The organism is Amycolatopsis sp. CA-128772 (assembly GCF_002904295.1).
Classification (GTDB): Bacteria; Actinomycetota; Actinomycetes; order Mycobacteriales; family Pseudonocardiaceae; genus Amycolatopsis.
Genome location: NZ_PPHG01000022.1, coordinates 207,800 through 226,545 on the forward strand (window position 1 = coordinate 207,800; position 18,746 = coordinate 226,545).

An 18,746-nucleotide genomic window follows, 5' to 3' on the forward strand; every position below is an offset into this window, starting at 1 on the left:
TGCCTGACCCGACCCGGACGGAGGCTGCCCACGTGGCACCCGACGATGTCTCGTGCCCGCAGACCCCGCGCCGGGAGATCCCGGCGCTCGACGGCCACACCCGGCGGGACGTGGTGGTGGTCGCCGACCGGTTCGCGCGGTTCGCCCGCGGGGACCGCGTGCTGACCCTGTCGAGCCTGCTCGGCCTGCTCGATTCCGGGGTGCCACAGGTGTCGGGCTGCCACTGGGTCGTCCACCTGGGCCAGGGCATCGACGCCACCGACGGCGACCTGCTCGAGGCCGCCTGCGACAAGACCGAGGGCACCGTGTGCCTCGCCGACCCGCAGGCGTTCCGGCGGGCCCTCGAGCAGCCGGCGGTCGTCCACAAGGACCGGCCGGAGAACGTCCTGCTCGCCGGCGTGCACAGCCCGGTGCCCGAGCGCTGCCGGGCCGAGCTGCGGATCCACCGCGACAACGAACTCGTCCTCGACCACCACACCGGCGAGCACGTGCAGGGCATCGTGATCATCGAGGCGATGCGGCAGATCTGCATCGCGCAGTTCGAGACCGCCGTCCGCCCCGGCCTGGCCCCGGCCGCGTACGCCGGGGTGTGGCAGCGGATCGACCTGTCCTTCCAGGACTTCCTGTTCCCGCTGCCGGCCACGGTCGAGTCGCTGATCGTCGGGTCCGACCTCGGCCGGGACACCAACCTGAAGTTCCGCGCCACCACCGCGGTGCGCCAGCAGGGGCGCACCGTGGCCACCGCGGCCATCGAGTATTCGATGATCGCGCAGGGACGCATCGACACCCTCGAACGGCGCAAGTCCGACCAGGCCACCCGGGCCTACCTCGGCTGAGCCGGCTCGCCACACGGAAGGGAAACCACCGCACGATGTCCGACGTTCAGGAGCAGGACCGCTCCGCGTCCTTCGCCCAGGGGCTCAAACTCATCCAGCAGCTCGGCGGCGTGGAACGGCCCGCCGTGCTGGACCTGTTCGCGAGCATCGGCGAGGCCGAGTTCGGCGAGCAGTGCGTCGGGTTCATCTACGGCGACGTCTACCACCGGCCCGGGCTGCCGCTGCCGGAGCGGCAGCTGGCGACGGTCGCCGCGCTCACCGCGCTCGGCTACGCGGGCTCGCAGCTGCAGTTCCACGCCAAGGCCGCGCTCAACGTCGGCTGCACCCGCCGCCAGCTGGTCGAGGCGGTCATCCAGGTCAGCTCGTTCGCCGGGTTCCCGGCCACCCTGAACGCGCTCACCGCGCTGAAGGCCGCGTTCGACGGCCTGCCGGAGGACGAGCCGGCGGAGACGCCGGAAGACGTGCCGTGGGCCGGCATCGAAGACCGCTACCAGCGCGGCCTGGCCGCGATGAAGGCTGTCGACGGCGAAGCGGGGGAGAAGGTCGCCGCGGCCCTGGCGGACATCGCCCCGGACCTGGCCACGTACATCATCGAGTTCACCTTCGGCGAGGTCTACACCCGGCCGCACCTGAGCCTGCGCCACCGCGAGATCGTCACGATCGCCGCGTGCGTCGCCCTGGGCACCGCGCTGCCGCAGCTGAAGGTGCACATCCACGGCCTGCTCAACGTCGGCGGCACCGAGCAGGAGGTCGTGGAAACCGTGCTGCACCTGGCGTTCTACTGCGGGTTCCCGGCCGCGCTCAACGCCATCGCGGCCGCACGGGAAGTGTTCGCGCAGCGGTGACCCGGTTCGAAAAGCTGCGCGTGGTCGCGCTCGACTGCGACGGCGTGCTCATCGACGACACCTACCTGGCCATGATCGCGCGGTTCGTCACCGGGCACGGCGGGGTCTACGACGCCGCGGCCGAGCGGGACGTGATCGGGCTGCGCGACATCGTCGTCGCCGGGAAGGTCACCGAGCTCTGCGGCCTGGACCAGCCGGCCGAGGAGACGCTGAAGCAGCTGTGGGCGGCGCGGCAGGAGTACCTGGCCGAGCACCCCATCCGCGTCGCCGAAGGCGCGCGGGACTGCCTGGCGGCGTTGGCGAAGCTCCCGGTGCGCCTGGTCTGCTACGGCGGCCGGACCCGCGAGCACACGTTCGACCACCACCTCGGCGACTACGTGGACCTGCTCGACCCCGAGGTGCCGTACGTGAGCATCAACGAGCACCGGCCGGGTGTCGACCACATCGCCCGGACCGTGTTCGGCGTCGGCTTCGACGAGATCGTGTTCGTCGACGACGTCAGCCGGGTGGCCGAGGACGCCCGTGCGCACGGCGCCGGGTTCGTGGGCTTCCCGTCGAGCCCGGCCCACGCGCGGCAACGGGACTTCATGGCCGGCCTCGGGGTGCGGCACTTCGCCGCGTCGCTCGCCGAACTGACCCCGGAACTCCTGGCGATCGTCGACGGGGAGCTCGCGACTTCGACACACTGGCCTCGTTGAGGAGTTCCCGCACCCCTTGGAGCCGCTGTGAAGTACTTTTCCCTGCCCCGTCCCGGCGCCGGGCTCGTCCTGGGCGAGCGTGACGTGCCCGAACCCGGTCCGGGGCAGGTCCTGGTCCGGTTGCGCGGGTGGGCGCTCAACGCCCGCGACCTGATGATCCTCAAGGGCTTCTACCCGAAGCCGGTGAAGCCGGACGTGATCCCGCTGTCCGACGGCGCCGGCGAGGTCGTCGCGGTCGGCGACGGGGTGCGGGCGTGGGCCACGGGCGACCGGGTCGCGGCGACGTACTTCCCGGACTGGCTGTCCGGTCCCGGCGCGCCGGAGAAGACCGCGGACGACCTGGGCGGCACGCTCGACGGCGTGCTCGCGGAGTACGCCGTGTTCGCCGAGGACGCCCTGGTCGCCGTGCCCGCGCACCTCGACTACGCCGAGGCCGCCACGCTGCCCAGCGCCGGCGTGACGGCGTGGCGGGCCGTCGTCGAGGAGGGCCGCCTGACCCCCGGCCAGACCGTGCTCACCCTGGGCAGCGGCGGCCTGTCGACGTTCGCGCTGCAGTTCGCCGCGCTCGGCGGCGCCCACGTCGTCGCGACGTCGAGCTCGGACGAGAAGCTGGCGCGGCTGCGCGAGCTCGGGGCCGCCGAGACGCTCAACCACGGGACCACTCCGGAGTGGGGCGCCGCCGTGGCCGAGCTGACCGGCGGCGGCGTCGCCCACGTCGTCGACGTGGGCGGCGGCGGCACGATCGGCCAGTCGATGCTCGCCGCCCGGTACGGCGGGCACGTCAGCGTCGCCGGCGTGCTGACCCACGAGGGCGGCGCCGACCCGATCCTGGTGCTGGTCAAGCAGCTGACGCTGCGCGGCCTCACCAACGCCTCCCGCGAGACGTTCCAGGCGATGAACCGGGCCGTCGAACGGACCGGCCTGCGGCCGGTCGTCGACCGCCGGTTCGGCTTCGACGAGGTCGACGCCGCCGTCAAGCACCTGGAGTCCGGGACCCACATCGGGAAGGTCGTGCTGGAGAGCGCCTGAGCGACCGCGCCCGTCCGCGCTGTCCGCCGGGTAAGTTTTGCCCGCCCGGCTGGGTATTTTCCGCACCCCCGGATGGGGTTTTCGCAGCTCAGGCGGGGTGTGGTCCGCCAAAAAAGTCCCCTTTGGGCAGGAATGGCGGCTACCCGCGTCACCAGGGAGAGTGGTGGTTACCGGGACATCGCCCGAGCAGGCTGCGGCTGCTCGGGCGGAGCACCCGGACTGGGGGCGTGGGGAGGGGGTTTCAACCGCCTGGGGGTGGGTTGAAACCCCCTCCCCCCGCGTGTGTGCCACCGCAGGTCGTGCGGGGTGAGGCGGGGTCCCGACCCGCCTCACCCCGCCCGGCGAGCCGGCGACGGGCCGGTCACGACGTCGTGCAGGCCCGCCCGTCGAGCGAGATCGAGTTCGGCTTGGAGTTCACCATCCCCGAACTCCCGGTGAACCCGAACTCGGCGCTCCCACCGGCGGGAATGGTCCGGTTCCAGCCTGCGTCCAGCGCCGTCACCGCCGCGCCGCTCTGGCTGACCTGGGCGTTCCACGCCTGCGTCACCTGCTGGCCGTTCGCGAACGTCCACGTCACCGTCCACCCGGTCACCGCGGCGGTGCCGGTGTTGCCCACCTTCACCGACGCCTGGAACCCGCCCTGCCACTGGTTGGTGACCGTGTAGGCCGCCGTGCAGGACCCCGACGGCACCGGCGTGGTGGTCGTCGTCGTGGGAGTCGTCGGTGTCGTGGGCGTGGTGGGTGTCGTGGGCGTGGTCGGGGTGGTCGGTGTGGTCGTCGTCGGGGGCGGCTGGCTGCCGCCGGACTCGCCGATGATCACGCCCCGGCCGTTCGTGCCCACGTAGACCCGGCCGTACACCCGCGGGTCGCCGGTCAGTGCCGCTCCGATGTTCCCGTACTGGTGCTGGTCGTCGTTGATCCGCGTCCACGAGCTCCCGGCGTCGTCCGACCGGAAGATCCCGCGCACCCCGCCGATCTTGGCGATCGTGTATAACGCCGGATACGTCCGGCCGGCGGCCGCCTTGCCGAACCCGACGTTGTCGGCCTCGGCGACGTTCGCCAGCTTCGTGAACGAGGCTCCGGAATCGGTGGAGTGCCAGAGGCCGTACGCCGTGCCGGAACCGCCGGCCAGCCAGATGTCCCCGGCCGTTCCCGGCAGCGCCTTGAAGTGCGCGGAGCCAGACGGCAGCCCGGTGACCGCGGTCGCGGCGAAGGTCGCGCCGCCGTCGGTGCTGACGTAGAACCGGCCGGCCGCGAACCCGTAGAACCGCTTGGGGTCCACGCGGTCGGACTCGACCACCGCGCCGGCCGGGATGCCGGTGGACGCCGTCCACGACGAGCCGAACCCGATCGAATAGCTGACGTTGGCGCCGTCCGGGCTCCAGACGAACCGGCTGCCGTCGGCGGCCGCGGCCACCGTGCCGCCGCTGGCGTTGCCGCCCGGCTCCGCGCCCTGGAACCAGTTCTTCCCGCCGTCGGTGGAGAAGGCGATCCGGTTGTCGTTCGGCCGCGCGGACCGGTCCAGCGTGCCCACGCGCACGATCGTCGCCGGGCTCAGCTCGGCGTAGTCGAGGCTGGTGGTCGTGGTGAACACCGGCTGCGTGTACATGGTGGCCGGGACCGCGTCGAGGCTGTCGTGCCGGAACCCGCCGATGTCGCCGAGGCCGGACAGCAGGGGAGCGCCCGCGGGCGGGCTGATCAGGTCGAGCACCGAGGTCTCCTCGAGGCCGCCGACGACCGGTTTGATCGTGATCTTCCCGCCGCTGTCCCACTTCGTGAGGTCGGACGTGCCGTAGATGGTCGCGCCCGTGCCGTAGAGCAGGTGGTTCGAGTCGAACGGGTCGATCTCCACCGACTCGGTCATCCAGCCCAGCTTCGGCGAGGGCACCGGGGGAGCGGCCTGGACGCCGAAGGTCAGCCACGGCACCGAGGAGATGTCCTGGGTGTAGCGCAGCGACCGGTCGGGGTAGCCGGAGAAATCCCAGATGCGGGTCCAGGTGGCGCCGCCGTCGGTGCTGCGGAAGAAGATCACGTCCGGCCACCACGACACCTGCGTGGCGACCATCAGCGTGTTCGGGTGCTGCCGGTCGATCGTCAGGCCGCTGTAGCCGAAGTAGTCGTCGCTGCTGTCGGAGGGGATCGGGCTGATCCGGGTCCAGGTGCCGGTCTTGATCGCGTACTTCCAGACGTCGCCCTTCGCGCCGTCGTATGGGCCGCCGGTGTCGCTGGTCGCCAGGTAGAGGTAGCCGCCGGCGCTGTCGACGACGCCCTTGTGCGCCAGGAACCCGGTGGGCTGGCCGGCCAGCCGCGCCCACGTCGTGCCGCCGTCGGTGCTGCGGTAGACGGTGTTCTGCTTGTCCGCGACCCCGGCGTAGATCGTCTGCGTGGTGGTGCCACGGGTGCCGGTCGACGGGTCGAACGTCACCCAGGTGACGCCCTGGTTGTCGCTGGAGTAGCCCGTCGTGTCGTTCGGGTCGGCGACGTAGTTGCCGGGGTTGGGAAAGGCGGTCACCTTCGCCCACGTGACGCCGGAATCCGTGCTGCGCCAGAGCCCGTTGCCGCTGGGGGCGCCGAGGTAGAGGACGCTGGTGCGGTTCGGGTCGATCGCCAGCCGCTCGCCCATGCCCCGGCCGGGCATGTTGCCGCCGAGCTTGAACGGGAGCGCGGCCGCCTGCCAGGTGGCGCCCCGGTCGGCCGATCGCAGGATCGCGCCGTTGTTCGGGTCCCAGCTGTTGGTGTACATCCCGGCCGCGACGTAGACCCGGTCCGGGTCGACCGGATCGGTGGCCAGGCTGACGACGCCGTTGTGGCCCCAGTCGGTCCAGCCGACCGAGTCCAGCAGCGGCAGCCAGCGCCCGGTGGCGGTGTTCCACCGGTACGCGCCGCCGATGTCGGTGCGGGCGTAGACCAGCCCGGGTTCGGTCTGGTTGAAGATGATCCCGGGGACGAAGCCGCCGCCGGCGATCTCCGCGTTGCGCCACGTCGTGGCGGCCGCGGCCGGGGCGGCCGGGGAGGCCGGCGCACCGACGGTGACCGCGAGCGCGGCCGGCAGCAGCACGGCGAGCGCGGAGACGAAGAGCCGTCTCGCTGATCGGGACCTGGACGGGGAATGAGTTCTCGGCACGACGTTGTGCACCTCTGCCTCCACATTCTGGGAGCGCTTCCAGAGGGAAGGTAAACCAGCGTTCCGAGCGTTGTAAAGCATTCGACGATTTCGGTGATCCGCACTGTCCACAGTGGAATTCAGGTCGGCCGGTCCGCAGCTCGGTGCCGGTTTTGCCGGAATCACATACATGAACGGCGATCAGCTTTCTGAATCGTTATCAACGACCGTCTTGCCCGGGTTTTTGCGGCGTGTGAATGTGGTGGCCGCTGGCTGGACTGGACCTACGAAAGAGGCGACCCGGCAATGACGCAAGCAGCCCCGGCGCGGCACATCGGCAGAACCACGTTGTACTTCTTCGGCGCGCTCGGCGGCATCCTCTTCGGCTACGACCTCGGCGTGATCTCCGGGGTGCTCCCGTTCATCGGGAAGCTCTGGGCGCTGACGAGCTGGGACAAGGGCGTGATCACCGCCAGCCTGTCGGTCGGTGCGATCGTCGGGGCGCTGTTCTCCAGCCGTACCAACGAAGCTCTCGGCCGCCGCCGCACGATCATGGTCGCCGCGGTGATCGTCATCGTCGGCACGCTCGCCGCCAGCTTCTCGCCGACGTTCGTGCTGCTGGTGCTTTCGCGCCTGGTGATCGGGCTCGGGATCGGCCTTTCGTCCTCGACCGTCCCCACCTACCTGTCCGAACTGGCGCCGGCGAAGTGGCGCGGCGCGATGGGCGCGCTCAACCAGATCTTCATCGTGCTGGGCATCCTGATCGCGTTCCTGGTCAGCTACTGGCTCGGGCCGATCTCGGCGTGGCGCTGGATGTTCGCCGGCGCGATCGTGCCGGCGGTGATCCTGCTCGTCGGGCTGGTGTTCCTGCCGGAGACGCCGCGGTGGCTGGTCAAGAACGGCCAGGAGGCCGAGGCCCGGCGGGTGCTGGCGAGCGCGCACGGCAGCACCGTGAACCTCGACGAAGAGATCGCCACCATCCACGAGGTCATCCGGCTCGACACCGAGGAGAAGCCGCGGATCCGCGACCTGTTCTCCGGCTTCGTGCGGCCGATGCTCGTCGTGGCGCTGCTGCTCGCGATCGGCCAGCAGTTCAGCGGGGTCAACGCGATCAACGCCTACTTCCCGACGATGCTGATCGGCCTCGGCTTCGCCACCCAGGCCGCGCTGCTGTCGGGCGTGCTGCTGGGTGTGACGAAGTTCCTGTTCACCGCGTGGGTCGTGTTCGTGGTGGACCGCTGGGGCCGCAAGCCGCTGCTGCTCATCGGCAACGTCATCATGGTGCTCACGCTGGTGGCGGCCGGGCTCGTGGTGCTGAACGTGCACGACACCGGCACGCGCGGCATCCTGATGCTGGTCATGATGGTGCTGTACCTGGTGGGCTACGAGCTCGGCTGGGGCGCGGTGGTCTGGGTGATGATGTCCGAGGTGTTCCCGCTGAAGTACCGGGCGACCGGGATGGGCGTCAGCAGCGTGGTCCTCTGGGCGGCGACGGGCATCGTGAGCGCGGTGTTCCCGATCATCTCCGACCCGAAGTCCCTCGGCGTCGGCGGCTCGATGTTCCTGTTCGCCGGGGTGAACGTGGTCCTGTTCGTGCTCACCAAGTGGCTGGTCCCGGAGACGAAGGGCCGCTCCCTGGAGCAGATCGAGCTCGACCTGCGCGAGCGCCAGGGCGTCGCGGCCAAGAGCTGACCCCGGGGGGTCGATCGCCGGCGGGGCACGGAGTTCGTCCGTGTCCCGCCGGCTTCTTCAGTGCGCCGGGGCCAGGGTCAGCTTCCCGGCCAGCCGCCCGATCCACGCCTCGACATCGGCCGGCGAACGGTCCGGGAGGCCGAAGATCGTCTCGGTCACGCCGAGGGAATCCAGGTGCGCCAGGCGTTCCGGGTCGGGCCGCTCGCCGAGGGCGCAGATTTGCGGAGCTCCTTCACGGCCTTCGGCACGCCAGATTTCCTCCAGCAGGGCCACGTGCCCGTCCAGGTCGGTGTCGGCGGGCGTGGTGATCCAGCCGTCCGCGTGCCGGGCGATCCAGCGGAACGTCTTTTCCGTCGGACCCGCGCCGAGCAGCACCGGGATGTGCGGCTGGACCGGCTTCGGCCACGCCCAGCTCGGCCCGAAGGAGACGAACTCCCCGGCGTAGGAGGCTTCCTCCTCCGTCCACAGGGCATTCATCGCCTCGAGGTACTCGCGCAGCGCGGTGCGGCGCCGGTTCCCGGGCACCCCGTGGTCGGTCAGCTCGTCGACGTTCCAGCCGAACCCGGTCCCGAGGGTGACGCGGCCGCCGGAGAGGTGATCGAGGCTGGCGATCGTCTTGGCGAGCGTGATCGGATCGCTTTCGACCGGCAGGGCCACGGCGGTCGAGAGCCGGATCCGCGAGGTCACCGCGGCCGCCGTGGCCAGCGCGACCCACGGATCGAGCGTCCGGCTGTAGCGGTCGTCGGGCAGGGACGCGTCACCGGTCCGCGGGTGCGGCGACTCCCGCTTGACCGGGATGTGGGTGTGCTCGGGGACGTAGAAGGTCGCGAACCCCGCGGCTTCGGCGGCGCGTGCCGCGGAAGCCGGGGTGATGCCCCGGTCGCTGGTGAACAGCACGATTCCGTAGTCCACCCGCGGAGCTTATTAGAACGTGTTTCAGTTTTCAACCCGGTCGGGTGCGGCGATCGGTGCTCGAGACGACCGCGGAGCGTAACGTCGAGCGCCGCTCGAACGATGCTGGGGGTGGTGGCACCTGCGCAGGCTGGAAGCAGCGCGCCGCCGCGTGCCGCGGCATGGTGGACGGATTCGGAAACGATCGCTACGCGGAGGCAGGGTGGCTCGGGTGATCCATTGTGGACGGACGGTGTCCCATACCGTGGACGCGTCGGCGGGGCGGGATGGCGTGCCCCGGCCCGGTTCCGATACCGTGGACCACAGGCCGAGAGGCGCTGCGACGGACCACCGGGTCCGCCACGCTCGGCCGGGACTGACCGACCAAGGGCGCCTCCCGACCGAGGGAGGCTGCCGGTGAACACCCCGCACCAGTCCGAAGCAAGGTTGCGTGAGCTGCTCGCCAAGCGGGTGGCCGTGCTCGACGGTGCCTGGGGCACCATGCTGCAGGGCGCCGGGCTGACCCCGGCCGACTACCGCGGCGACCGCTTCGGCGAGCACACCCACGACGTCACCGGCGACCCCGACCTGCTCAACCTCACCCGCCCGGACGTCATCCTCGACGTCCACCGCCAGTACCTGGCCGCGGGCGCGGACATCACCACGACGAACACCTTCACCGCCACCAGCATCGGCCAGGCCGACTACGGCCTCCAGGACCACGTCCACGAGATGAACGTCCGCGGCGCGCAGATCGCCCGCCAGGCCGCCGACGAGGCCGGGGGCAAGTTCGTCGCCGGGTCGATCGGGCCGCTGAACGTCACCCTCAGCCTGTCGCCCAAGGTCGACGACCCGGCGTACCGCGCCGTCACGTTCGAGCAGGTCAAGGCGGCGTACGCCGAACAGATCGCCGGGCTCGCCGAAGGCGGCGTCGACCTGCTGCTGATCGAGACGATCTTCGACACGCTGAACTGCAAGGCCGCGATCGCCGCCGCCCGCGAGGTCGCCCCGCACCTGCCGCTGTGGATCTCCGTGACGATCGTCGACCTGAGCGGCCGGACGCTGTCCGGGCAGACCGTCGAGGCGTTCTGGAGCTCGATCGAGCACGCGAAACCGCTGGTCGTGGGCGTGAACTGCTCGCTGGGGGCCGAGGAGATGCGCCCGCACGTCGAGGAGCTCGCGCGGATCGCCGACGCCTACGTCGCCTGCCACCCCAACGCCGGCCTGCCGAACGCGTTCGGCGGCTACGACGAGACACCCGAGCAGACCGCCGGGCTGATCGGCGGGTTCGCCCAGGAGGGCCTGGTCAACCTGGTCGGCGGCTGCTGCGGCACCAGCCCGGCGCACATCGCGAAGATCGCCGAAGCCGCGAAGGGCGTCACGCCGCGCGAAGTGCCCGTGCCGCGCACGCACATGCGCTTCAGCGGGCTCGAGCCGTTCGGCATCGGCGCCGACACCGGGTTCGTGATGATCGGCGAGCGCACCAACGTCACCGGGTCCAAGCGCTTCCGGCGGCTCATCGAGTCCGGCGACCACCAGGGCGCGGTCGACGTGGCGCTGGAGCAGGTCCGCGGCGGCGCCAACCTGCTCGACGTCAACATGGACGCCGACCTGCTCGAATCCGAGCAGGCGATGACGACGTTCCTCAACCTGATCGCCACCGAGCCCGAGGTGGCCCGGATCCCGGTGATGGTCGACAGCTCCAAGTGGAGCGTGCTCGAAGCCGGCCTGCGCTGCCTGCAGGGCAAGGGCGTGGTCAACTCGATCAGCCTCAAGGAGGGCGAGGAGCCGTTCCTCGCCCAGGCCCGCACCATCCGCAACTACGGCGCCGGCGTCGTCGTGATGGCCTTCGACGAGCGCGGCCAGGCCGACACCGCCGACCGCAAGGTGGAGATCTGCGGCCGCGCGTACGACCTGCTCACGCAGAAGGCCGGTTTCGCGGGCGAGGACATCATCTTCGACCCGAACGTCCTCGCCGTCGCCACCGGCATCGCCGAGCACAACGGCTACGCGAAGGCGTTCATCGAGGCGCTGCCCCGGATCAAGGAGCGCTGTCCCGGCGCCCGGACCAGCGGCGGCATCTCGAACCTGTCGTTCTCCTTCCGCGGCAACGACGTGGTGCGCGAGGCGATGCACTCGGCGTTCCTGTTCCACGCGGTCAAGGCCGGGCTGGACATGGGCATCGTCAACGCCGGCCAGCTCGCCGTCTACGAGGACATCCCCGAGGAGCTCCTCGAACTGGTCGAGGACGTGCTCTTCGACCGCCGCGAAGACGCCACCGACCGGCTGGTCAGCTTCGCCGAGAACGTCAAGGGCAGCGGCACCAAGCGCGTCGTGGACCTCTCGTGGCGCGAAGGCACGGTCGGCGAGCGGCTCTCGCACGCTCTCGTGCACGGCATCGTCGACTACATCGAGGACGACACCGAAGAAGCGCGGCAGCAGATGGCGCGGCCCCTCGATGTCATCGAGGGCCCGCTGATGGACGGCATGAAGGTCGTCGGCGACCTGTTCGGCTCGGGCAAGATGTTCCTGCCGCAGGTGGTCAAGAGCGCCCGCGTGATGAAGCGGTCGGTCGCCTACCTCGAGCCGTACATGGAGGCGGAGAAGGAGAAGGCGCGCCAGGAGGGCCGGCTCGCCTCGGCCGGCGGCCAGGGCAAGATCGTCCTCGCCACCGTCAAGGGCGACGTCCACGACATCGGCAAGAACATCGTCGGCGTGGTCCTCGGCTGCAACAACTACGAGGTCATCGACCTCGGCGTGATGGTGCCGGCGGGCAAGATCCTCGACACCGCGGTCACCGAAGGCGCCGACGCGGTCGGGCTGTCCGGGCTGATCACGCCGTCGCTGGACGAGATGGTGGCCGTCGCCGCCGAAATGCAGCGGCGCGGGCTCAAGATGCCGCTGCTCATCGGCGGCGCGACGACGTCCCGCCAGCACACCGCGGTCAAGATCGCCCCGGCCTACGACAACGCGACCGTGCACGTGCTCGACGCGTCCCGCGTGGTCGGCGTCGTGTCCGACCTGCTCGACCCGGACCGCTCGATCGTGCTGGCCGAGAAGAACCGGGCCGACCAGGAGGTGCTGCGCGAGCAGCACGCGAGCAAGCAGCGCCGCCCGATGCTCACCCTCGAGCAGGCCCGGGCCAACCGCGAGCGCGTGGTGTTCGCCGACGTCCCGGAGCCGCTGTTCACCGGCGTCCGCGTCGTCGAACCGGCCATCACCGAACTGCGCGAGATGATCGACTGGCAGTTCCTGTTCCTCGCCTGGCAGCTCAAGGGCAAGTACCCGGCCATCCTCGAGCAGCCGGTCGCCCGCGAGCTGTTCGACGACGCCAACACCCTGCTCGACCAGATCATCGCCGAGGGCAGCTTCACCGCGAAGGGCGCGTACGCGTTCTGGCCGGCGCACAACGAGGGCGACGACATCCTGCTCGACGGCGAGTTCGCGCACGTCCGGTTCCCGATGCTGCGCCAGCAGACCGCCAAGCCGGAGGACCGCGCGAACCGCTGCCTCGCCGACTACATCGCGCCCGAGGGCGACCACCTCGGCGGGTTCGCGGTGGCGATCCACGGCGCCGAAGACCTCGCTGCCCGCTACGAGGCCGAGCAGGACGACTACCGGGCGATCATGGTCAAGGCGCTGGCCGACCGGCTCGCCGAAGCGTTCGCCGAGCACATCCACCTGCGGGCCCGCCGCGACTGGTTCGAGCCGGACGCCGAGCCCGAGCTGGCGGACCTGCACGCGGAGCGGTTCCGCGGCATCCGCCCGGCGCTGGGCTACCCGGCCAGCCCCGACCACAGCCAGAAGCGCGAGCTGTTCGAGCTGCTGGAGGCGGGCGAGCTGGGCATGGACCTCACCGAGTCGTTCGCGATGACGCCGGCGGCGAGCGTGTCCGGGCTGATCTTCGCCCACCCGGACTCCCGCTACTTCACCGTCGGCCGGCTCGGCCGCGACCAGGTCGAGGACTACGCGCGCCGCAAGGGCGTCGAGGTCGCCGAGGTCGAGCAGTGGCTGCGGCCGAACCTGGCCTACGACCCCGAGGGGTAGTCCGGCAGCTCGATGTCCGTGGCGAACCTGTCGGTCGCCTTGAGCATCAGGCCGAGCAGGAAGCGGGACTTGAACGTCCAGTCCCGCAGCTTGATCCGCAGCGGTGACGGCGGCGCGAGGAACGGGCCCGCGCTGCCGCGCTGCGAGATCCTGGCGTAGTCCCGCATCAGCTCCTCGTAGCGGGCGAAGGCGATCCGGTGGTCGCCGTCCGCGGCGCGGAGTTCCCCCGCGAGCACGTACGCGCCCACGACGGCCAGGCCGGTGCCGAAGCCGCCGAGGGTGTTGCCGTAGGCCGCGTCGCCGAGCAGCACGACGCGGCCGCGGGCGTAGCGGTCGATCGTGACCCGGCTGAGCGAGTCCAGGGAGAACTCGCGGGCCTGCGGGATCCGGGCCATCAGCTCCGGCACCCGCCAGCCGGCGCCCTGGTAGGCGTCGATCAGCAGCTGCCGCTGCTCGTCGGTGTCGGCGCGGTCGTAGTCGAGATCGGGCGAGGCGAAGACGAAGAACGCCGACGCCTTCGGCCCGCCGACGGCGGCCATCCGCCCCGGCTCGTTGTACATCTGCGCGTCGCCGCCGCCGAGCCCTTCGCCGAGCTCGGCCAGGGCGTAGTGGTAGCCGAGGTACCGGACGTGCTCGCGTTCCGGGCCGAACGCCAGCCGCCGGACGTTCGAGTGGATGCCGTCGGCCCCGACGACGAGGCCGAAGCGGCGCGGCTGCGCGTGGGCGAAGGTGACGTCGACGCCGTCCGCGGTCTCGGTGAGCGATGTGATGGTGTCGCCGAAGAGGTATTCGCAGTCGCTGTGCGCGTACAGGATTCCGGCCAGGTCACCGCGGCGGATTTCGACGTCGCCACCGGTGAACTCGCCGGGGATCACCGCCCGCGCCCGCCCGCCGGCGTCGACGATGGTCTGGTCCTGCCCCCCGGTCTGCCGGCGCAGGACGTCGTCGAGTACGCCCATGCGCCCGAGCACTTTCCGGTGGGTGGCGCCCTTGAAGTCGACGGCCTGCCCACCGGGCCGAAGCGCGGGAGCACGTTCGACGACGGTGACGGCGCAGCCATGGCGGGTGAGCAGCCCGGCGAGGGCAGGGCCGGCGATGCCGGCGCCGGAGATGAGGACGGTGTGGTTCTTCATGCGGCCGAGCCTCGCCAGAGCCGCTTACCGGCTCCTGGCGAAGTGCTGACGGCCGTTGTCAGCCGCCGTCAGCCGCGGGGGCGCCCCCCGGTTTCCACGCTACCGGAGGGCACCGACAGTTCCGGCCCGCCGCCTACTCCACCGCGCCCGCCTGGACGACCAGGTTCTGGTACCAAGCCTCGTACGGGTGGTTCGTCGCCGGGTAGTTCGCCAGGGGCGTCGTCGCCTGGCTCGCCGCGTCGAAGTCCCAGCCGCGGACCAGCTTGCCCGCCTGGCGGGCGGCCGTGATGAACGCCGGCTCCGTTGCGGGTGCGCCGTAGAACAGGGCGCCCTGCTGGAGTTCGGCGCTGTCGCCCTGCTGGAGTTCGGCGCTGTCGCCCTGCTGGAACTCGTCGAAGGCGACCTGGCGGTAGCGAATCCGGTCGCCGGCGACGCGGTCGGTGTCGGCGCGCAGGGTCTGCGCCGGTGTCGGGCCGTCCGCGGCGGTCCGGACCGACACCGTGCGGCCGGCGCTGGTGGCCGTGGCCTTCGCGAACCGGGCGTCGGCGGTCTTGCCGTTGCCGGTCCACGTCACCGTGGTGCCCGCGAGCACGCCGTTCCAGGTCCAGTCCTGGCTGCTGTTCTGGCTCTGGTGGATCTCCCGCAGGTGCGTCGCGTCGGTGAAGGCGATGGTCGGCAGCACGCCGTTGTCGTACTGGTGGCCGGCCTGCCACGTGATTTCCCCGTCCGCGCCGAGCTTGCCGACGTGGTACCAAAGGGTCGAGGCGCCCTGGGACCGGTGGACCTCGACCAGATCACCGTTGTCGTTGAGCGCGACGGCCGGCGTCTGCCCGCTGTCGTACTTGCCGTGCCGCAGCCAGGTGAGCCGCCCGTCGGCGCCGTAGGTCCCGGTCCAGTACCAGAGCGCGCCGGCGCCGGAGTCGTGCACCTCGACGACCTGGCCGCGGCCGTTGAGCGCGACCGCCGGGTGGTAGCCGACGTCGCGCTTGTACTCGGTGCGCGACCCGCCGTCACCGGACAGCAGCGGCAGCACGCGCCCGCGCAGCGCGTCGACCTCCGGCTGCGCCGCCGGGTAGTCCTGCGCCCGCAGGAGCCGCGCGCCGAACACCGATTCGAGCTCCTGGTTGAGCGCGGTCAGGTTGCCCGCCGCGAAGGACGGGTTGTCGGTCAGGTCGTCCTTGAGGTCGAGCATGACGACGATCGGCGCGGCGGCCGGGTGCTGCGCCGACCAGGTGTTCACCACGGCCAGCCAGTCACGGAGGTTGTTCGACGCCGGGTTACCGCCGCTGTGGTCGACGAGGTTGCCGGGGGAGTCGTGCCCGACCGCGTAGTCGTGGGACGTGCTGTAGCCGTTGTCGTGCACGTCGAGTTCCAGGAACCGCACGCCGTGGTCGAGCTGGTAGGCGAGCGAGTTCTTGGCCCCGTCGACGTTGCCCGAATAGCTGTTGTGGGTCGCGCGGAACACCGACGCGGGGAACGGCGGGCTCGCGGCGCGGGCGGTCCCGCCGGTCAGCAGGGCGGCGGTGGTGACCGCGGCGGTGGCGAACACGGGCAGACGGCGCATCCTCGGATCCTCACGTCGGGGAACGGGGCGCCGCCCATCCTGGCCGCAGAAGGGTTGCGCTGTCTCGAATTCCGGATGAACCCGTGGGCGGTAGCCTCGCCGCATGGCGGCGGAACACGTGATCGTGACCTCGACGACGGACTCGGAAGCGGCGGCGCGGGAGCTGGCCGCCCAGGCGGTGGACGCCCGGCTCGGGGCGTGCGCCCAGGTCGTCGGGCCGATCACCAGCGTCTACCGGTGGGACGGCGCCGTGCAGACCGGCCGGGAATGGCGGGTGGAGATCAAGACGACCGCCGACCGGGTGCCCGCGCTCACCGCACGCCTGCGGCAGCTGCACGGCTACGACCTGCCGGAGGTGATCGCCACCCCGATCGTCGGCGGCAGCGCCGAATACCTGGCGTGGCTGACCGGGGAGACCCGCGACGCTGGCTAGGTTCTCCGGTATGGAGCATGAAGATCTCAGACCGCGCTTCGCGACGCTGACCACCGCCCACCTGGCCGACGCCTGCATCCGGGCCGGGCTCCCGGTGCGGTGCGCGCCGGCGCCGACGCGGGCGGTCGTGCCCGGCACCCGGCTGTTCGGCCCGGCCGTCCCGGCCCGGCACGTCGGGAGCGTCGACGTCTTCCTGGAAGCCTTCGAGGACGCCCCCGAGGGCGGCGTGCTCGTGGTCGACAACGGCGGCCGCCTCGACGAAAGCTGCGTCGGGGACCTCGTCGTCCTCGAAGCGCGCGCCGCCGGGCTCGCCGGGGTGGTGATCTGGGGCCTGCACCGCGACACCGCGGACATCCGCGCCATCGGGCTGCCGGTGTTCAGCCTCGGCTCGCTGCCCACCGGGCCGCTCAGCCTGGGCCCGCGCGTCGACGGCGGGCTGGCCGAAGCCATCGTCGGCCCCTGGCGGATCGGGCCGGCGGACCTCGTGCTGGGCGACGACGACGGCGTCCTGTTCGTCCCGCTCGCCCGGGCGGGGGAACTGTTCACCCTCGCCGAAGGGATCCGGGACACCGAACGCCGCCAGGCCGACCGGATCCGCGGCGGCGAACCGTTGCGGCAGCAGGTGCGGTTCGGTGAATTCCTGGCCGCCCGGGAAACGAATCCGGGCTTGACCTTCCGCGGGCACTTGCGGGCCGTGGGCGGCGCGATCGAAGAATAGGCACGAAAGTGTGATCGACCGCCTGATCGGGTACTCCTGCCGTGCAGCGGGCGCGGGAGGCGGAAACCATGAACACGCTCATCGGCTTCGGCAGAGACGTCGAATACCACTTCGCCCGGGGCTTGCGGGCCTACCTCGGCCGGGTCGCGAAGGCCGCCGGCGTCGGGTTCGAATCGTGTTCACTCGACCTGGACGTCCCCGCCTCCGGCTACGTCGCCCTCGACCGCACGCTCCCGGACCTGCCGGGCCACGACCTGGCCCTGATCTGGGACGAGGTGCACGGCTGGTCGGCGGTCGTGGAGCCCGCGGGCGGGGGTTCGGCGAAGCTGCTCGGCTACCTCGGCGGCCCGGAAGTCCTGCCCCCGCCGCGCGCGGTGGTCCGGTTCCTCGAGGTGCTGCGGGCGGCCGGGCCGCCCGCCGGGTCGTTCCGGCCGCCGGTGTTCCGGACGGCGGGCCACCACGAGGACCTCGTCGACTGGCTGCCGGTCACCGGACCCGAGGGCCTGCTGCGGCCGAGTTCCCCCGCGTGGTGATTCCGCGCCCGGGCACCGGGCCGGGCCCCGGCGCCTAGGATGGGCGGGCCGCCTCCGCCGGAACGAGGGACCACCGTGAGCAGCGCCGACGATCCCCGACCCGTCCGGGTCCTGCTCGTGGAGGACCACGACATGGTCGCCGAGGCCCTGCAGCTGGCCCTGGAGCGCGCCGACGGGATCACCGTGGTCGGCCGGTCGCGGTCGCGGGCGGAGGCCGTCGCCCACGCGCGCGAGCACGCTCCCGACGTCGTGCTGCTGGACCGGCGGCTCGCCGACGGGGACGCCCTCGGCGTCGTCGCCGAGCTCGGCTCGGGCGGCGCGCGGGTGCTGGTGCTGACCGGAGACGCGACCCCGGCCGTCGCCGTGCAGGTGGCGAAGTCGGGCGGGGCCGGGCTGCTGCTCAAGTCGTCCCAGCTCGGCGTGCTGGAAGCCGCCGTGCGGGACGTCGCCGCCGGCGGAGTCGTCTTCGACCCGGAGCTGCTGCCCGGCGTCTTCGACCGGCTCACCGGCCGGGCGCCCGCGGGCGGCGCGGCCCTGACTGCGCGCGAGCGCGAAACCCTCGACCTGCTAGCGGAAGGCGCGACCACCGAAGAGATCGGCCGTCGGCTGGGCGTCTCCCGCAACACCACGCGCAACCACGTCCAGCGGGTGCTGGAGAAGCTCGGGGCGCGCTCGAAGCTCGAAGCCGTCGCGGTCGCCCGCCGGGAGGGCCTCATCGGCTGATGCACCTGCACCAGCCGCGCGCAGGAGCGTTTGCCTCTCGCGCCCTCCGGTGCGGTCGGCCACGCTGGACCACGTGAACACCCCTGCCCCGCTCACCGCGGAGTGCGTGCTGACCGACCTCGCGGGCGGCCTGGCCGCCGCTCGCCGGTTCACCCGGCTCACCCTGCTGGCCTGGGCCGGCGGCGTCGCCGTGGACGACGCGCTGCTGGTCGTCACCGAGCTCGCGGCGAACGCCCTGCGGCACGGCGGCGGCGACCCGGTCCTGCGGCTGAGCGTGGAGGGCGCGGACGTCCGCATCGAGGTCTTCGACGACAACCCGGCGCCCCCGGTCCGGCGCCCGGCGGGGCTCGGTGGCGGCTGGGGCCTCGCCCTCGTCGACCGCCTGTCCACGGTGCGGGGGACCGCGCGCCACGGCCGCGGGAAGGTGGTCTGGTGTGTCCTGCCCGTCCCTTCCGCCGAGCTTGCGGGCTGAGCCGCGGCCGGCGGCCGTGCCGGGCGGGC

General features: G+C 71.8%; 15 protein-coding genes and 1 riboswitch. Of the genes, 11 read left to right on the top strand and 4 right to left on the bottom strand.

Annotated elements, in window-relative coordinates:
- Window positions 1-32: 32 nt before the first annotated feature.
- The 4 genes from C2L59_RS09590 to C2L59_RS09605 are packed head-to-tail and all read left to right on the top strand — an operon-like array spanning window position 33 to window position 3,408.
- A complete protein-coding gene (locus C2L59_RS09590; protein ID WP_103349149.1) occupies window positions 33-836 on the top strand; it encodes an AfsA-related hotdog domain-containing protein in 804 nt (267 codons plus the stop codon).
- A gap of 35 nt (window positions 837-871) precedes the next feature.
- A complete protein-coding gene (locus tag C2L59_RS09595; RefSeq protein WP_103349150.1) occupies window positions 872-1,681 on the top strand; it encodes a carboxymuconolactone decarboxylase family protein in 810 nt (269 codons plus the stop codon).
- Window positions 1,678-2,379, top strand: a complete 702-nt coding sequence (locus tag C2L59_RS09600) for an HAD family hydrolase (RefSeq protein ID WP_103349151.1) — start codon at window positions 1,678-1,680, stop codon at window positions 2,377-2,379. Before C2L59_RS09595 ends, C2L59_RS09600 begins: the two co-directional genes overlap by 4 nt.
- A gap of 27 nt (window positions 2,380-2,406) precedes the next feature.
- The gene (locus C2L59_RS09605) at window positions 2,407-3,408 is read left to right on the top strand and encodes an NAD(P)-dependent alcohol dehydrogenase (protein WP_103349152.1); all 1,002 of its coding nucleotides are present in this window, start codon (window positions 2,407-2,409) and stop codon (window positions 3,406-3,408) included.
- Window positions 3,409-3,769: 361 nt separating this feature from the next.
- Here the strand turns inward: C2L59_RS09605 and C2L59_RS09610 are convergent, their stop codons facing one another.
- Window positions 3,770-6,544, bottom strand: coding sequence for a cellulose binding domain-containing protein (locus tag C2L59_RS09610; protein ID WP_103349153.1), 2,775 nt, complete (start codon window positions 6,542-6,544; stop codon window positions 3,770-3,772).
- A 273-nt stretch (window positions 6,545-6,817) separates the two neighbouring features.
- Between C2L59_RS09610 and C2L59_RS09615 the strand changes: the two genes are divergently transcribed.
- A complete protein-coding gene (locus C2L59_RS09615) occupies window positions 6,818-8,203 on the top strand; it encodes a sugar porter family MFS transporter (protein ID WP_199198986.1) in 1,386 nt (461 codons plus the stop codon).
- A gap of 57 nt (window positions 8,204-8,260) precedes the next feature.
- Here C2L59_RS09615 and C2L59_RS09620 read toward each other — a convergent pair whose 3' ends face one another.
- Window positions 8,261-9,115: a TIGR03619 family F420-dependent LLM class oxidoreductase gene (locus C2L59_RS09620; protein ID WP_103349154.1), complete on the bottom strand. Its 855-nt coding sequence runs from the start codon at window positions 9,113-9,115 to the stop codon at window positions 8,261-8,263.
- A 303-nt stretch (window positions 9,116-9,418) separates the two neighbouring features.
- A riboswitch (S-adenosyl-L-homocysteine riboswitch) is annotated at window positions 9,419-9,497 on the top strand.
- Between the two features lie 14 nt (window positions 9,498-9,511).
- Here C2L59_RS09620 and metH point away from each other — a divergent pair.
- On the top strand, window positions 9,512-13,141 hold the full coding sequence (gene metH / locus C2L59_RS09625) for a methionine synthase (protein WP_103349155.1): 3,630 nt from the start codon (window positions 9,512-9,514) through the stop codon (window positions 13,139-13,141).
- Here metH and C2L59_RS09630 read toward each other — a convergent pair.
- On the bottom strand, window positions 13,123-14,274 hold the full coding sequence (locus C2L59_RS09630) for an FAD-dependent monooxygenase (protein ID WP_103349156.1): 1,152 nt from the start codon (window positions 14,272-14,274) through the stop codon (window positions 13,123-13,125). The two genes, metH and C2L59_RS09630, sit on opposite strands and share 19 nt — an antisense overlap.
- A 133-nt stretch (window positions 14,275-14,407) precedes the next feature.
- Window positions 14,408-15,838, bottom strand: coding sequence for a hypothetical protein (locus C2L59_RS09635; RefSeq protein ID WP_103349157.1), 1,431 nt, complete (start codon window positions 15,836-15,838; stop codon window positions 14,408-14,410).
- Window positions 15,839-15,941: 103 nt separating this feature from the next.
- Between C2L59_RS09635 and cutA the strand changes: the two genes are divergently transcribed.
- The 5 genes from cutA (at window position 15,942) to C2L59_RS09660 (ending at window position 18,717) form a co-directional block, all read left to right on the top strand.
- A complete protein-coding gene (gene cutA / locus C2L59_RS09640; protein WP_103349158.1) occupies window positions 15,942-16,271 on the top strand; it encodes a divalent-cation tolerance protein CutA in 330 nt (109 codons plus the stop codon).
- Window positions 16,272-16,281: 10 nt separating this feature from the next.
- A complete protein-coding gene (locus C2L59_RS09645; protein WP_103349159.1) occupies window positions 16,282-16,989 on the top strand; it encodes an RraA family protein in 708 nt (235 codons plus the stop codon).
- Between the two features lie 68 nt (window positions 16,990-17,057).
- Window positions 17,058-17,522 carry a DUF6292 family protein gene (locus tag C2L59_RS09650; RefSeq protein ID WP_103349199.1) on the top strand — a complete coding sequence of 155 codons (465 nt, stop codon included), beginning with the start codon at window positions 17,058-17,060 and terminating at the stop codon, window positions 17,520-17,522.
- Between the two features lie 75 nt (window positions 17,523-17,597).
- The gene (locus tag C2L59_RS09655; protein ID WP_103349160.1) at window positions 17,598-18,245 is read left to right on the top strand and encodes a response regulator transcription factor; all 648 of its coding nucleotides are present in this window, start codon (window positions 17,598-17,600) and stop codon (window positions 18,243-18,245) included.
- A gap of 73 nt (window positions 18,246-18,318) precedes the next feature.
- On the top strand, window positions 18,319-18,717 hold the full coding sequence (locus tag C2L59_RS09660) for an ATP-binding protein (RefSeq protein WP_103349200.1): 399 nt from the start codon (window positions 18,319-18,321) through the stop codon (window positions 18,715-18,717).
- Window positions 18,718-18,746 lie beyond the last annotated feature (29 nt).

What these genes read in the sequence shown, in the direction of transcription:
- C2L59_RS09595 (WP_103349150.1), top strand. Translation starts at nt 872, where the DNA reads ATGTCCGACGTTCAGGAGCAGGACCGCTCCGCGTCCTTCGCCCAGGGG.
- C2L59_RS09615 (WP_199198986.1), top strand. Translation starts at nt 6,818, where the DNA reads ATGACGCAAGCAGCCCCGGCGCGGCACATCGGCAGAACCACGTTGTAC.
- C2L59_RS09630 (WP_103349156.1), bottom strand. Translation starts at nt 14,274, where the DNA reads ATGAAGAACCACACCGTCCTCATCTCCGGCGCCGGCATCGCCGGCCCT.
- C2L59_RS09635 (WP_103349157.1), bottom strand. Translation starts at nt 15,838, where the DNA reads ATGCGCCGTCTGCCCGTGTTCGCCACCGCCGCGGTCACCACCGCCGCC.
- cutA (WP_103349158.1), top strand. Translation starts at nt 15,942, where the DNA reads ATGGCGGCGGAACACGTGATCGTGACCTCGACGACGGACTCGGAAGCG.
- C2L59_RS09645 (WP_103349159.1), top strand. Translation starts at nt 16,282, where the DNA reads ATGGAGCATGAAGATCTCAGACCGCGCTTCGCGACGCTGACCACCGCC.
- C2L59_RS09650 (WP_103349199.1), top strand. Translation starts at nt 17,058, where the DNA reads ATGAACACGCTCATCGGCTTCGGCAGAGACGTCGAATACCACTTCGCC.